Below are 13,750 nucleotides of genomic sequence, written 5' to 3' on the forward strand. Positions count from 1 at the left end.
ATATGATAGAACGAAATGGTAATTATAGCGCAGGGCGCTTAGGGTAATAGAGGTAAGCATGAGCAGGGCAATCGATTATGATGGGTGGGGTACCATGATTAAAACGTGGAATATAAAGGGTAAAATACATATTCAGTTGGATGAACCCTTGAATGCCAAAAATCAAGTAGCCTTTCTCAAGGCGGTGGAGACCCACCCTCAGGGTGAGCAGGTCTCACTGCATATGGATTTGGTTCCCTACATTGACAGTTCAGGGCTGGCCTCTCTGTTGCAGTTACGTGATCATGCCCATGGCTTTCATAATGTTATCTTGTGCAATCCGTCTGAGCGGGTGTTGCACACGCTTAGGGTTTCCAATTTTCACCGGCTCTACACCATTCAACAAAGCCCCAAAACAGCTCAATCCACCGCCACAGCAGCTTCAGTTCAGCCCATGTTAAATGGGGGGCACAACGCCCTCTAATACCGATTTGCATTCCTACCCGATTGTTGCGGATTGTGGTCCATGGTTTGCTTTGTACCCTACACCCTCATATGCACCTGTCATAACACCGACACTCTGCCCTAAACCGTTTGATAAAATTCTGCATAATAATGCGTATCTATATGGATACGTTATGGTTTTTTAATATGGCATAAATGGTGCTTTATTAGGGGTATGGAAAGATTTGTTCGGCAGGAGGCTGATCAAATCCCAGACACAGAATGTCCGCTGGTGGGAGAGGCGTTAGAATGGCAAATCGTGTAAAGCGTGTGGAGTGGATCAATGCAGAAGAGGCAGATCTGTTTCAGTACGAGGATTATCTGGATGCCATTATGCGACCGTCAGAGCGGTCATTAATCTCCGGTTCGCAGTTGCCGGATATGTTACAGGGGTGTGAGGTTTTGCTGCGGCAAGCTCCATGTTCCACCAACAGGAAAAGTCCATTCTCCACGGATTAGGAGATGGCGTAGCAAGATCGCTGTCAAGAAGCAGGGATCTTTGGCCAAGGAGGCGTACGATGTCCCCCATACCCAATCATGCACCCAGTGCTGAAAAAAACACAGCCACGCAGACCCTGATTATGTTGACCAAAAAGGATCTGCACAAATGGCTGGTGAGTGGGCAGGTACCAACCTACCAACGCAAGAGCCACAAGACGCATTTTCGGATTATGGACGGCGGTATCGCCTAAGCAGACCACGGTGGCAAAGGAAACGCCACAGGGCATGGTCCAAGGATGGATCGGGAAAGGATTCCCACCCGCTGCAAGGTAGAGCGTCGTCATGAAACGGGGTGGAGCCCCGGGCACCTCGTGTGCTGCGGCCAAGGAAGGCCAAGGTATGTCCAGGATGGATATACCCACTACCATTGGATGGTCCAAGACCAGCCATGGCATCAAACAGACCTATCGATTGTGGGGGTTGGCTGCTTAAAGGTTGACTAAAAGTCGGTCTGTTGATGGATCTCATGCCTCATTTGTATTTCCACTGGCGTGTTTAAGTGCCAGTTGGCATGAGGTTATATACGGACAGTGCGGTTTCCGCCGCGTCTTCACCGCACTGTCCGTTCCCTTTTTACCCCATAAGCGGTGGACTCTTTTTCCCCTCAGGCACTAAATGCCGCCCAGAATACCTCTCCGATAAAACAAAAATACCAAATATTTACAGTTAGATAAGATTGAAAAATCGGTTGGCCTGCTTCTTGTTTTGTAGCCATGGTGTTCACTTGAATTTCCGCTTTGCACGAGGGGATTACACCATGCACCAGAGCTTTATGGCCGATGCCATTGCGCGTCGTCGAATTTTTGCCCAACTGAATGATCCCACCCTTATTGAGTTGCAGGAGTTGGCCAACAGTGGTCAGCTACAGGATGCTGAGCTGCGTCGTTTGGACCGTATTATCGCCAAGTTGTATGATGAGGCCGCCCGACTTTCCGGTGCCCAGTGTCAGGTGGATAGCCACACACCAGACAACTGGTTTGAGGATGAAGATCTGTTTCCCCCAGCCGATGCGTTTGAGGATGATTGGTCTTAGGTTAAGGGGCCAGTGTGGGCATCGACGCAGTAGGGGTTTCCCCGTGTTGGCAATCCAACCCAGCCCGTGGTGTTTCGATGTTTGGCTTTGTCGGGAAGATCAAGTGACCTTGGCCCGTTTCAGTTCATGGCTATTCGGTGGGCTGAAACGGGGGGTACGTGGTGACGGGGCGCCCTATCGCAGCGGGCACGGCGAAAAGGGAGCTTTTTTTCCGGTAGCGGAGCCGTTGTTGAGTTAACAGTGGTGTGTGTGGGGGCTAGAGTCTCGGTTGATCGTTGTGGTTAGACCACGATCATGAGGTGCTGGTGTAAGGGCGGTCAACTCTTGGTAGAGGGGGAGTAGACGCTCACGGGCAAGTTGAATACGCTCTTGTATGGCATGTTTCAGCTTTTGATAATCTATTTTTAGATTTTCATGGGTTGTGCTATGGGCGTAGGTTTCAAAAAAGAGTTCGACCCAGTGTAGAATGCTTTTCATATCGGTTTCTAACAGCACCAGCTCATGAATTAATTGAGCGTCATGGGCAACAGATTGCCGTAAAAACGGATATAGAAACTCGATTTCCCTGAGCAAATGTTCCTTAATGAGCTGTTCAGCCGCTTGTAAGCCATAAAAACCGAAGGGGTGTTCGACACCGTGTGCATCCACGGCATCCAGCAGGGTTAACAGTTCATGGTGCTCTGCTTGTAATAAATTAATAAAACTATGTTTTTGTGTGGATATTGGCATGGTTTTGGCGCTCTCTAAACGTACCCATAAGCCGGTAATTTTGCCTATGCTGTGGTACGTTGTGTGTTAAATTAAAACGGTTTGGTTGGGTAGGTTAGCCCATTGGCGTTGTAGCGTCATCCATAAAGTGCAAAGCCGCTTAATAAGCAGGATAGCAAAACCGATAAGTAGCATAGGGTATAAGCTTTAGAGGTGTTTTTAAAGGCGTGTAAATATTCAGCTAGGGGGTAAGGTGCTTAGTCACATCCAGCTTAGTTGTTTGTTACGTAGGATTGGGTTGATGCCACAATCGTAAAAGGTGATACCACATGAGCCAACCATCAACGGCACCGGTAAAATCCAAGGAGCGCATAACGGATAAAAAGGTTATCTCGTTGATTAAAAAGGCCCTTGAGGAAGGCAGTAACCTAGAGGTTCAGGTCAATAATCGCAGTGAAGTTTTGTTCACCCGTTTTCTTGATCATCCCCCTCAAGCCGTTGACGGAGAGGTTGCGGAGAAGTCTAAATATCAGCCCTTTTCCTACCTTAGTGCCAAGGATCATCTGGTGATTGCTCGGGTGGTTCCTGAAGAGTCCAACGAAAACATGGTACCGGGCAGTCTGCTGCGGCTGCGCTTTTACAATGGCAAAAAAGCCATTGAGAGCTATGTTGTGTTGATTGAGCCGATCGAGATTGGGGGTCAACACGCCTATAAGTTGGGCTTTCCTACCACCATGGAAGCGTGGGATCAGCGGCGGCATTTTCGGGTAAAGGTTATACCTGAACTGGAGATTGGTATTGTTGAGCCGATGAAGGCCCGTATTATGGATCTGTCGGTGGGAGGGATGGCGATCTGTTTTCCGTCGGATATGGAGCCTATCCCTGCGGGTACACCCATGAATTTTAAGATCAAGGTGCCCCCCTCCTTAGAAGTGCAACACCAGCATGAAATTAAGACCAAATCTGGATTGGTGATGGAGTTACCCAGCAACCCTGATTTTGAGTTAATGGGCTATGTGCGCAATTACGGTTCTGCCAATGATCAACAGATTTGCCCTAAGGGTCAGCGTTGTGGTGTGCAGTTTCAGATTAGCAGCGCGCTCAAGGCGATGCAGGTGGGCGAGTTGTATGGATTTGTGGAGCGTGAATTTCTCCGTAAACAGGCCCTTAGTAAAGGGGATCAAGGAAATTTTCACGCCAAATCCCCCCATGAGGGACACTCTTTGTTGGATAAGATTAAATCGGCTTTATTAGGGTAGTTTTCAGAGTAGGGGATGATAGAGTCTCGGTGTGTGGTTGATGGGTTAGCCCGGATATTTCATGAATCCCAGACGCTCTCGCTTGATCTTTAAAATCCAGATCTCTACGCGATCATCGAAGGGATTCATGAAATATCCGGGTTAGGAGAGTGGATTGGGTTGAATCATCCCGCTGCAAGCAGCGGGATGATCTGTTTTGGTGTGCCTGATTTTAGGGGCGAGTCATCATGCAAACAGCAGATGGCAGATAAAGACAGCGGCCAAGATCCCGGCCAGATCGGCGGTTAGGGCGGTGGCTAGGGCGTGGCGAACCCGCTTGATTTGCACCGCGCCAAAGTAGACGGCGAGCACGTAAAAGGTGGTTTCGGTGGATCCTTGCAGGGTACTGACCAGCAGACCAACGTAGCTATCGGGGCCGATGGCGGGGTTTTGGATGGTATCGGCGAGGATACCGTAGGCACCAGAGCCGGAGAGGGGACGCAGCAGGGCCATGGGTAGAGCTTCTGCGGGCAGGCCGAACCAGCTGGTGATGGGGGAGAGCAGGCCGATGAGCAGGTTCATGGCACCGCTGGCGCGGAACATGCCAACGGCGACGAGAATCGCAACGAGATAGGGAATAATTTTCAAGGCGACATCGAACCCTTCTTTTGCACCTTCGATAAACGCTTCATAGACTTTAACACCGCGTAGCATACCAAAACCCAGCATGCCCACCATAAGTCCGGGCATGACCCAGGGTGAGATGGCTTTGCCGTAGAGGATGGTAAGGGGCACGAGACAGAGGATTGCAGCGAGGAACAGGTAGGAGGCGGTGGTGGAGGTCGCGGTGTGGCTATTTTGCAGCATCTCTTTTTGATCAATACTTAAAGAATCGTCCATAGTAATATTTTCAGCGTTATTGGTTTGACTGGTGGGTGCTGGTGAGAAGCGTTGGTAGAGGCGGGCGGCGAGGATGGCGACGGTTGTTGAGCAGATGGTCGCGAACAGGGTGGTTGGTAGGATGGCGGCGGGGTCGAGGCTACCGGCGGCGGCACGCAGGGTGATGACGCCGGTGGGCAGCAGGGTGACGGAGCTGGTATTGATGGCGAGGAACAGGGCCATACTGTTGGTGGCGGTTCCTTTTTGAGGGTTTAGGCTATCGAGGGCTTGCATGGCGCGGATGCCGAAGGGGGTAGCGGCATTACCGAGGCCGAGGGCATTAGCGGCGAGGTTAAGGATCATGGCGCCCATAGCGGGGTGGTTAGGGGGAATTTCGGGGAAGAGTCGGATCATGAGGGGTCGGATAAGTTTAGCGAGGATGGTGAGTAGTCCGCCTTTTTCGACGACTTTCATGAGGCCGAGGAAGAGGGCCATGACGCCGACTAGGCCGAGGGCGAGATCGACGGAGCTTTTGGCGGCGTCGACCATAGCGGTGGAGAGGGCTTGCATGGCGGTGGCATCACCGGTGAGGGTGTTGAAGGCGGCCATGCTGAAGGCGATGAAGATCAGGGCGATGAAGATACCGTTCATGGTTTTCCTAGGGGTTTGGCATCTAATGGTATGGGTAATGGGTAAGTTTTTTTATGCTTAAAAAAAGGTTAGAGGGGGGTCTGGGGGGAGAAGTTCTCTGTCTCTCCCCAGGGTTTTGCTTTTGATCTTTTGACTTTTTTGCTTTTAGGCTCGCCCTTCGCTAGGGGAGCTTACAGGCCGTTTTTTTGGCCTGTAAGCGACCAGCGAGCCAGCCTTTTAATCCCCTCTGGGGGGTCCCTTGAGGCTTTTTTCAAGGGATCGCCCAGAGGGGATGCCCAATGCCCCAGCGGGGGTTAGGCTGAGCTGTGGTTGGGGGATGTATCGGTTTTACTCTCCCAGCGGCTGTGTGCCCAGGTTCCCCCCCAGCGGCTGTGTGCCTAGGTTCCCCCCCAGCGGCTGTGTGCCTAGGTTCCCCCCCAGCGGCTGTGTGCCCAGGTTTCCCCCCAGCGGCTGTGTGCCCAGGTTCCCCCCCAGCGGCTGTGTGCCCAGGTTTCCCCCCAGCGGCTGTGTGCCCAGGTTTCCCCCCAACGCCCATGTGCCCAACCGCCCGCCACGCTGGCGCGTGACATCGCTACCCTACGCCCCGTACCGCACCCCTACAAAATCCCTGCACCCTTGCTCCATCGGTACGGGGCTTTACAAAAGATTAAAAGATTAAAAAAGTCAAAAGATCTCAGGGCTTCGCCCCGAACCCCACTGGGCGCCGCCCAGACCCGGCAGGGCGCCGCCCTGCACCCGCTGGGCGGGCAAGCAGAGCTTCCCCCCAGACCCCCCAATCCCTTTTAATAATGGGACTCCCTGGGCATAAAGGCATTCAAGATCACTCAAATATGCCCTCTACCACATCGGCCCGTGCACGGTTTCCCCCCAACGCCCATGTGCCCAACCGCCCGCCACGCTGGCGCGTGACATCGCTACCCTACGCCCCGTACCGCACCCCTACAAAACCCCTGCTCGCTTAAAAAAATCCCTGCACCCTTGCTCCATCGGTACGGGGCTTTACAAAAGATTAAAAGATTAAAAAAGTCAAAAGATCTCAGGGCTTCGCCCCGAACCCCACTGGGCGCCGCCCTGCACCCGCTGGGCGGGCAAGCAGAGCTTCCCCCCAGACCCCCCAATCCCTTTTAATAATGAGACTCCCTGGGCATAAAGGCATTCAAGATCCCCTCTACCACCCCCTACAACGGCTCCATCTCATCCCACTCATGACACTGCGGACAACGCCAATAAATCTCATGACTCTCAAACCCACAATGCGTGCAACGAAAATTAGGCTGACGCCCCACAATGCCATCCAAACACCGCGTAGCAACCAATAAACCCTCATCAGAACGACCATGACGCCCCAAAAAAGCAACATACCACTGCGCCAATACCGCCGAATCCGGACGCCGCCTTAAACCCATCTCCAACAACGCCGATACCTCCTCCAAACGCCCCTCCGCCTCCAACCACTTGCCCCACTGTACCATCAATTGCGGTGACGCACTCTGCGCATGCGCCGCCTCGTCCATACATGACTCAAAACCACACCGATCCTCCAATGCATCATAAGAACGACGTAATATATCAACCAATAAAAACATGTGCCCAGGCCGCGTGTGACGTAACTCCTTTAATAAATCAACCGCATGCCCAGGATCCCCCCCCTTTAACGCAACCTCCGCCATAATACGTCGTGCCTCAACACAACCAGGATGTACCTCAATCGCACGCTCAAAATTACGCGTCGCATCCTCCACCGACGGCGGTGCAACATCATGACGTAACTGCTCACGCCCAATCTGTACCCGTAAATGCGCCGCACGCCGTGGATCCTCATCCCCCGTCACCTTGCGAATACGCTCCAACATCTCTAACGCTTTATCCCACCGCTTCTCGTTCTCATGCAGCGTCATCAACGCCCTCAACGCCTTTAAATGACCAGGATCTACCTCCAATGTCTGATGATACGCATGCACCGCGCGATCCACAAAACCACTCTTACGATAATCCTCACCCAAACCATACAACGCCGCAATACGAGTCTCGCGACTCAAATTCGGACGCTCCAATAAATTTTGATGCATCCGTATCGCCCGACCTAACTCCCCCTGCTTCAAAAATAAATTCGCCAACGATAAATAAACCTCTACCGTCTCCGAATTCACCCGTACCGCCTGACTAAACGCCTCAATCGCCTTGTCCGGCTCATCATTAAGCAAAAAATTTAAACCACGATACGTAAACGCCGCATCACGACGACGCGCCATCTCCTCCATATCTTCCATCGGAGCATGTTGACCCATGCGGTAGCCGATCCCAAAAAGAATCAACCCCATCACAATCCACGGTGCCCACTCAACAAAAAAGGAGAATGTCATCACACCATCAATACGCACAGTAAAAGGTTCATACCACCCAACACCAACCGAGCTAGCCGCTAACCTACCCCAACCAAAATGGAAGCAAGCCCCCTACTATTACACTCTCCTTCTAAGAGGTCACGGGGCAAACACCAAAAAGGGGCCAGTGTCAAAACACCAGCCCCCCGGCTACACATAACCCTCTCAACCCCGCTTAAAACAGCTTTAAACCCTTCAATAACTGTTTAACCGGCGCCGCCTTATCCCCCAATTTTTTATCCAACACATCGTTGATCTTATCCTGCGCCTGCTCCTTAGCCAACGATTGCAGCAACGCCGCCGTATCCACCGATACACCAGGACTGTTCCAGCTACCCTTGACCAATACCGGCACCGTCAACGACTTACCATCCCCACCCAAATTACGTACCTTGGCCTCCATGTGATAATCTAACTGCTCCTCCGCCAGATCCACCGTGCCCTTGCCCTCCATAATCAGATCATTAGAACTGACCTTTAAACGCTCATGCTGGATCACACCATCCACAATACGTGCATCCAAAAGCATATCATCAAACGCCGTATCCTTAGAACCCCCACTAGGCGCCGGTTTGCCACGCGCCATGGCATACGCCGCCTTGATCTGACCCAGAATATCCAAACCCTGTAATGTGCCCTTGGTTACACCACCCTGAATGCGACCATTCACATGCCGCTTTAACCCCTTCATGGTGCTGCCCTGGGTGGTGGTGTCCAAATCCAAATCCGCCTGACCCGTAATCAGCGTGACATCCGCCATCTCCTTGAGCATATCCCCTACCTGTACGCCCTGCAAAACCTTTCTAAACGCCATCTTAGGCTCGTTGCCACGAACATCCATCTGCCCCGTGGTCACCAAAGAACCCTTGTAAAGGTTGACCGAAAAAGGATTCAACTTCAGCACACCATCACCAGCATCCACCTTGATCGTCACCTTCTCAAAGTGACCCTTAGCCGCCGTTAAACGGTCCAACACAATCTGACCCTTAATATCTAACTTGCGTAACTGTGCCATGGTCGCTTGATCAATAAGGATCTCATCACCCGTTGCTGCCGCTTTACCCTCAGCCGTCGAATTCGGTTGAGCCGCCTTCGCACCCTCTCCACCAGCCGTCATCATATAACGGTCCAAATTAAGCCCATCCCCGCGTAAATCAAAGCGGGCCGCAGTGCCATCCAAACGGGGTGCCGAAACCGTGCCGGTAAGGTGCGTATCATCCAATGTAAGATCAAACTTACTTAACGCCACCGAACCCGCCCCAGCCATCTCTAACTTACCCTGAATCGCCAGTGCCAGCTTGGTCAACGCGGTGGGATCAGCCGTTTGCAGCGCCGGTAAACCCAACTTGCTCATCAAACCCTTAGGCGAAGTGGGTTGCATCGTCAACTGCCAACCCACCCGTGGATCACCATTCAGATTGCTGACATCCACATCACCACTGGCTTTTAACTGCTGCTCAAAACCTTCCAACCGCAGATTCTTAACCCCAACCGTGCCCGCCGCCATGTTGGCCAGTAGATCCGCAGCCATATGCAGATCCACCGAACCCCCAGGCAGTTTGCCACCATTGCCCTGAACCGTCAGATCCAACCCGCTGATCTCAATCGTTAAGGGCTCCAGATTAACCCCTATGGAGCCCGTCAACGCCGCACGCACCGTATCCATACCCAACTCTGGGCTGCCCTCGGCCTCAATGGCCAGTTTGTTGCGGCTTATCTTAACCGTGCCACCCTTGAGATCCACCGCAACATCCGCGCTGAGCTGGGTCTGAACCTTCGTAACCGGTAAACCCTTAGCAGTGGTCTCGATCATCAACTTCATGCCGTTAAGCAGCAAAGATTGCATATCCGCCGCAGGCTGTAGCTGACCACTAAACTGAACCCCCACATCCAGCGCTTCACCCTTTCCGCTAATGCTGCGCTTAGCCAGCTTGGCATCCAGCGTAAGATCTACCGGTTGCCCTAGCGCGACCGCCCCAGTGGCAAGATTAAGCGGGTTTAAACTGGCCACTAAATCTGCCTGCTCATCCCGAAAGCTCACCTTGGCATTGCTAATCTCTACGCCACCCAGACTTAAACCCGCCAAGGGGCTGGAGCCAGCGGCTTTCTCTTGGTTGGTACCACCGGCCTGGGGCGCTGCGGTATCGGTTTGGGCACCCTTGCCACCACCGCTTAAATCGCTCCAGTTGTCTTTACCGTGTTTATCCCGGATAAGGTGAGCCTCTAGGCCATCAATAATAATACGGTCCACCACCACCTGCTTGGAGAGCAGGGGCATCAGCTTAACCCGTACATCAACCTTGTTGAGTTTGACCATGGCTTGACCAACCCCGATATCCGCAGGGTTGCCCAATTCAGCCGCTTCAATCGTAACACCTGCCCAGGGAAATAAGGAGAGGTGCAAATTTCCATTTAAACTTAATGTCCGCCCCGTTGCTTCGTGTACTTTTTCTGCAATCAAGGGTTTGTGTTCATTGGGGTCCACAAACAGAGGGATTGCCACCAAAACCACAATAACCAAGACGATCAGTGATATAAGCGCAATTAACAGCTTTTTCATCAACACTCTCCCAAAAATGGAGGATTTTTTAACCGTTTTTTAAGCTATCCAGCAGCCGTTTAAGTCCATCTTCCAACGTAATCTCAGCACGAACCCCTAATTCAGCGGTTGCGCGACGGGGATCCCCCAACGATTCACGAATATCCCCCGCGCGGGGCTCTCCATGGTGAATGGCAATCTTGCTATCAAGCAGTGACCGAATCATCAGGGCAAGTTGCAAAAGGGTGATTTCTCGACCGGTGCAGACATTGTAAACCTTAGCCTCACCCGTCGCACGGTCCATACCTGCCAGCAGATGCGCCACCACATCGGCCACATAGACAAAATCCCGAGTCTGTCCGCCATCACCAAAGATGGTGACATCCTGACCAACCCGCATGCGGTTGGTAAAAATGGAGATCACGCCAGAGTAAGGGGAGCTGGGATCTTGCCTGGGGCCATACACATTAAAAAAACGAAAACCGCAGGTCGGCACACCATGCACACCACTGGCGACCACCGCGTGCAGTTCCGAACCCAGCTTATCGGCGCCATAAGCGGTTAGGGGGTTACGGGGGGCATCTTCGTGAATAGGCAGTGTTTGGCACGCGCCATAGGTTGCCGCCGAAGAGGCGTACACCACCGGTACGGGTTGCCCATCTTTGGCGTGTCGCGCGGCATCAAACACATTAACCGAGCCGGTTTGGTTAATGCGGTGGGTGCCTACCCAATCTTCATTGGAGCGCGCCACCGAAGCCACTGCGGCCAGATGAAAACAGCCATCTACCCCTTGCATAGCCTGCCGAACGGTTTGGCTGTCGGCCACATCACCGAGGATTATCTCACAGGTCCCCTGCACATTCTCCCGTTTACCGGTGGAGAGATCATCTAAAATTCGTACGCCATCACCCCGGGCCAGCAGGGCATCCGCCAGATGAGATCCGATAAAACCACATCCACCGGTAATCAAGTAAGTTGCCATAAGAGTGAATAATCCTACCCATGTAAAAAGCCCCTTTGTGGCCCTTAGGGTACAAGGGGGCTTATGAAAAAGTGTACTGCCCTTAATGTGTATTAAACAGGTCGTCTAACATGGGTTGCGCAACCTCGGCAAGGTGTATTGGCGGTGCAGGTTCCAGCCATTCACGGCTACTCAAATCATATTCAAACACCTTATAGTCACCGGTCGCGTGACCTTGGTCATCGCCTCGTTTTGGTGCGCGGGTATGTAGAGCCACCACCGAGCCACCCGGAATAAAGCCGATACCGGCAGGGTCCCCCAGCAGATCAGTCTGGTAAAAGTGGCTTAAATCTCTCTGTTTACCCCCGATAATGGCGCACCAAACGAGGGGTTCGTAACAGGATTTGGCCCGAATTTGGGTCAGTTTAAGCGCTTGACAGGCGCACACCCGACGGATATCCCCCAGCGGATAATCTTTTCTGTTTTGTACAAAATCCGCACAGCTACAGATCTGTTGAGCGGGGTTCATACGGGATTCAACGTTTTCATCTAGGGGGTTTTTACCCTGGTAGCTCTTGTCGTATTTGTCTGACAGTATGGGCAGCATCAACTCTTTTGCTTCAGAAAGAGCATTTTTTTGATCGTTGGCTCTGGACTTTGGTTGAGCAACGGATATGGGTTCGGTCACGGGTTCAACGGTTTTTTCCACCAAGGGTTCGGTCACGGGTTCAACGGTTTTTTCCACCAAGGGTTTGGTGGGGGTTATGGGTGGTGGTGCCTCTTTTTCGGGGACAGCTTCGGCGGTGGGTGTCACGCAGGGTTCAGCGACCGGGGGAGAGGCTGGTATGGGTTCTATATCGGGTTCTGCAACGGCCTCAACCGTCACCGTGGCGGGTGCCGCTTTAGGTTTGGGCTCGGGTTTGGGCTCGGGTGGCAGGACGGTCTGTTTGGGGTTCTCCCGTCTTGGTTGCGGCGGTGGTGGAGGTGGTGCTGAAGGCTTATTGGCACCGCGTTCCCAAAGGAACCACACGGCCATGGTGCCCAATGCGATTCCGATCCAAGCTAACGGTTCCATGTTGCGTCCCCTTGATTGTTGTACGGCGCATTTGTACTGGAAAATGCGCTGTCTGTTTCACCCAGAGGGTGGTTCCGTCGGTGCTATCAAAAAAGCAACCGGACCCATACAAAAATCATTGAATGCCACCCTCAAGCGGAAGTCAACCCACACTCCCCATTTTTTCCTGCTTTTACCCGATTGTGTGTGGTGTTTGGTAAAAACCGATGCTTTGGCTTTAGAGGTGGGTCTCAGGATTAGGATGGTTGTTGCTTGGGTAAAATATGGCGTAAGTGGCTTGTTTGCAGCCTCATTTTTTATGGCATGGATGTTCGGTTAATGAGGGCGGCCACGTAGCCTGCGCCGAAGCCGTTATCAATATTAACGGTGGTGACATTGGAGGCGCAGCTATTGAGCATACCCAGCAGGGCGGCGATACCGCCTAGGGAGGCGCCGTATCCTTGGGAGGTAGGCACGGCGATGACGGGGCGGTCGACCAGTCCGCCGACCACGGAGGGCAGGGCACCTTCCATACCGGCCACGACGATAAAGACCCGTGCGGTTTGCAGCAATGTGGAGGCGGCGAGCAGACGGTGTAGCCCGGCCACTCCGGCGTCGTAGTGGGTTTCGACTTGGGCACCCAGCATGCGGGCGGTGAGGGCGGCTTCTTCGGCGACGGCGAGGTCACTGGTTCCGGCGCAGAGCACGGCGACCAGGCCGATATTGGGTTGATTGGCTGTGGGTTGCCAGGTGACACAGCGGGGCAGGGGGTGGTGGGTTAGTTGGGGGTGATTGGCTAGTAATTTTGCGGCCCGTTTTTTCCCGATACGGGTAATGAGCAGGTTACGTTTATGGTTGAGGGCGCGGCTGGTGATGGCGTTGAGGTGTGCAAATTTTTTCCCTTGGGCGAGGATAACTTCTGGAAAGCCATGACGCAGTTCGCGGTGGGTATCCAATTGGGCGATGGTTTGTCCCTGTTGTTGGATGGTATCTGTGGGAAAGTGTTTGAGTTGGCTCAGGGCGTTTTGCACGGTTAGGGTACCGTTAGCGACCTGTTCGAGCATATTTTTTAATTGGTTAGGGGACATAGTATTTCAGATCTTTGGGGTGGTGTTGAATTTATCGTGTAATTTACGATTAAAAAAAGGTTAGGGGGGGTCTGGGGGGAGAAGTTCTTTGTCTTTCCCCAGGGTTTAGCTTTTGATCGTTTGACTTTTTTGCGTTTTCCCCCTGCTTACGCACCCAATGGTATGGCTTTTAAAAGATTAAAAAAAGGTTAGAGGGGGGTCTGGGGGGAGAAGTTCTCTGTCTTCCCCCAG

13 protein-coding genes are annotated in these 13,750 nt (G+C 52.7%); 6 read left to right on the forward strand and 7 right to left on the reverse strand.

Annotation, left to right across the window (positions count from 1 at the left end; translation table 11 throughout):
* The first annotated feature begins 58 nt into the window (after positions 1-58).
* The 4 genes from MMC1_RS00780 to MMC1_RS00790 all read left to right on the forward strand — a co-directional run bounded on the left by MMC1_RS00780 (position 59) and on the right by MMC1_RS00790 (position 2,017).
* Positions 59-463 (forward strand): STAS domain-containing protein, encoded by a 405-nt coding sequence (locus tag MMC1_RS00780; RefSeq protein ID WP_011711852.1) that lies wholly within the window; start codon positions 59-61, stop codon positions 461-463.
* 269 nt (positions 464-732) lie between these two features.
* The gene (locus MMC1_RS00785) at positions 733-942 is read left to right on the forward strand and encodes a hypothetical protein (RefSeq protein WP_011711853.1); all 210 of its coding nucleotides are present in this window, start codon (positions 733-735) and stop codon (positions 940-942) included.
* A 59-nt stretch (positions 943-1,001) separates the two neighbouring features.
* Positions 1,002-1,175: a hypothetical protein gene (locus tag MMC1_RS21795; RefSeq protein ID WP_160162640.1), complete on the forward strand. Its 174-nt coding sequence runs from the start codon at positions 1,002-1,004 to the stop codon at positions 1,173-1,175.
* 566 nt (positions 1,176-1,741) lie between these two features.
* Positions 1,742-2,017 carry a hypothetical protein gene (locus tag MMC1_RS00790; protein ID WP_011711854.1) on the forward strand — a complete coding sequence of 92 codons (276 nt, stop codon included), beginning with the start codon at positions 1,742-1,744 and terminating at the stop codon, positions 2,015-2,017.
* 234 nt (positions 2,018-2,251) lie between these two features.
* Here the strand turns inward: MMC1_RS00790 and MMC1_RS00795 are convergent, their stop codons facing one another.
* Positions 2,252-2,746, reverse strand: a complete 495-nt coding sequence (locus tag MMC1_RS00795; protein WP_011711855.1) for a hypothetical protein — start codon at positions 2,744-2,746, stop codon at positions 2,252-2,254.
* 308 nt (positions 2,747-3,054) lie between these two features.
* Between MMC1_RS00795 and MMC1_RS00800 the strand changes: the two genes are divergently transcribed.
* Complete coding sequence (locus MMC1_RS00800) at positions 3,055-3,984, forward strand: PilZ domain-containing protein (RefSeq protein ID WP_011711856.1); 930 nt, start codon at positions 3,055-3,057, stop codon at positions 3,982-3,984.
* Positions 3,985-4,209: 225 nt separating this feature from the next.
* On the opposite strand, the gene MMC1_RS00805 is transcribed toward MMC1_RS00800, so the two are convergent.
* The 5 genes from MMC1_RS00805 to MMC1_RS19370 all read right to left on the reverse strand — a co-directional run bounded on the left by MMC1_RS00805 (position 4,210) and on the right by MMC1_RS19370 (position 12,413).
* Positions 4,210-5,493 (reverse strand): nucleoside recognition domain-containing protein, encoded by a 1,284-nt coding sequence (locus tag MMC1_RS00805; protein ID WP_011711857.1) that lies wholly within the window; start codon positions 5,491-5,493, stop codon positions 4,210-4,212.
* Between the two features lie 1,178 nt (positions 5,494-6,671).
* On the reverse strand, positions 6,672-7,856 hold the full coding sequence (gene lapB, locus MMC1_RS00810; RefSeq protein WP_143711320.1) for a lipopolysaccharide assembly protein LapB: 1,185 nt from the start codon (positions 7,854-7,856) through the stop codon (positions 6,672-6,674).
* A gap of 196 nt (positions 7,857-8,052) precedes the next feature.
* On the reverse strand, positions 8,053-10,437 hold the full coding sequence (locus MMC1_RS00815; protein WP_011711859.1) for an AsmA family protein: 2,385 nt from the start codon (positions 10,435-10,437) through the stop codon (positions 8,053-8,055).
* A gap of 28 nt (positions 10,438-10,465) precedes the next feature.
* The gene (locus MMC1_RS00820; protein WP_011711860.1) at positions 10,466-11,398 is read right to left on the reverse strand and encodes an NAD-dependent epimerase/dehydratase family protein; all 933 of its coding nucleotides are present in this window, start codon (positions 11,396-11,398) and stop codon (positions 10,466-10,468) included.
* A gap of 82 nt (positions 11,399-11,480) precedes the next feature.
* Entirely contained in the window at positions 11,481-12,413 is a 933-nt protein-coding gene (locus MMC1_RS19370) for a hypothetical protein (protein WP_049757527.1), read from the reverse strand.
* On the opposite strand from MMC1_RS19370, the gene MMC1_RS19375 reads away from it, so the two are divergent.
* Entirely contained in the window at positions 12,412-12,771 is a 360-nt protein-coding gene (locus MMC1_RS19375) for a hypothetical protein (protein ID WP_049757530.1), read from the forward strand. The two genes, MMC1_RS19370 and MMC1_RS19375, sit on opposite strands and share 2 nt — an antisense overlap.
* Here MMC1_RS19375 and larB read toward each other — a convergent pair.
* The gene (larB, locus tag MMC1_RS00835) at positions 12,749-13,519 is read right to left on the reverse strand and encodes a nickel pincer cofactor biosynthesis protein LarB (protein ID WP_011711862.1); all 771 of its coding nucleotides are present in this window, start codon (positions 13,517-13,519) and stop codon (positions 12,749-12,751) included. The two genes, MMC1_RS19375 and larB, sit on opposite strands and share 23 nt — an antisense overlap.
* Positions 13,520-13,750: the final 231 nt, after the last annotated feature.

The sequence above is a fragment of the Magnetococcus marinus MC-1 genome (genome assembly GCF_000014865.1).
In the GTDB taxonomy this organism is placed as follows: Bacteria; Pseudomonadota; Magnetococcia; order Magnetococcales; family Magnetococcaceae; genus Magnetococcus; species Magnetococcus marinus.

Excerpts from the sequence above, each read along its gene's own strand:
- MMC1_RS00780 (WP_011711852.1), top strand. The coding sequence starts at position 59 with ATGAGCAGGGCAATCGATTATGATGGGTGGGGTACCATGATTAAAACG.
- MMC1_RS00785 (WP_011711853.1), top strand. The coding sequence starts at position 733 with ATGGCAAATCGTGTAAAGCGTGTGGAGTGGATCAATGCAGAAGAGGCA.
- MMC1_RS21795 (WP_160162640.1), top strand. The coding sequence starts at position 1,002 with ATGTCCCCCATACCCAATCATGCACCCAGTGCTGAAAAAAACACAGCC.
- MMC1_RS00790 (WP_011711854.1), top strand. The coding sequence starts at position 1,742 with ATGCACCAGAGCTTTATGGCCGATGCCATTGCGCGTCGTCGAATTTTT.
- MMC1_RS00795 (WP_011711855.1), bottom strand. The coding sequence starts at position 2,746 with ATGCCAATATCCACACAAAAACATAGTTTTATTAATTTATTACAAGCA.
- MMC1_RS00800 (WP_011711856.1), top strand. The coding sequence starts at position 3,055 with ATGAGCCAACCATCAACGGCACCGGTAAAATCCAAGGAGCGCATAACG.
- MMC1_RS00805 (WP_011711857.1), bottom strand. The coding sequence starts at position 5,493 with ATGAACGGTATCTTCATCGCCCTGATCTTCATCGCCTTCAGCATGGCC.
- lapB (WP_143711320.1), bottom strand. The coding sequence starts at position 7,856 with ATGACATTCTCCTTTTTTGTTGAGTGGGCACCGTGGATTGTGATGGGG.
- MMC1_RS00815 (WP_011711859.1), bottom strand. The coding sequence starts at position 10,437 with ATGAAAAAGCTGTTAATTGCGCTTATATCACTGATCGTCTTGGTTATT.
- MMC1_RS00820 (WP_011711860.1), bottom strand. The coding sequence starts at position 11,398 with ATGGCAACTTACTTGATTACCGGTGGATGTGGTTTTATCGGATCTCAT.
- MMC1_RS19375 (WP_049757530.1), top strand. The coding sequence starts at position 12,412 with ATGGTGCCCAATGCGATTCCGATCCAAGCTAACGGTTCCATGTTGCGT.
- MMC1_RS19370 (WP_049757527.1), bottom strand. The coding sequence starts at position 12,413 with ATGGCCGTGTGGTTCCTTTGGGAACGCGGTGCCAATAAGCCTTCAGCA.
- larB (WP_011711862.1), bottom strand. The coding sequence starts at position 13,519 with ATGTCCCCTAACCAATTAAAAAATATGCTCGAACAGGTCGCTAACGGT.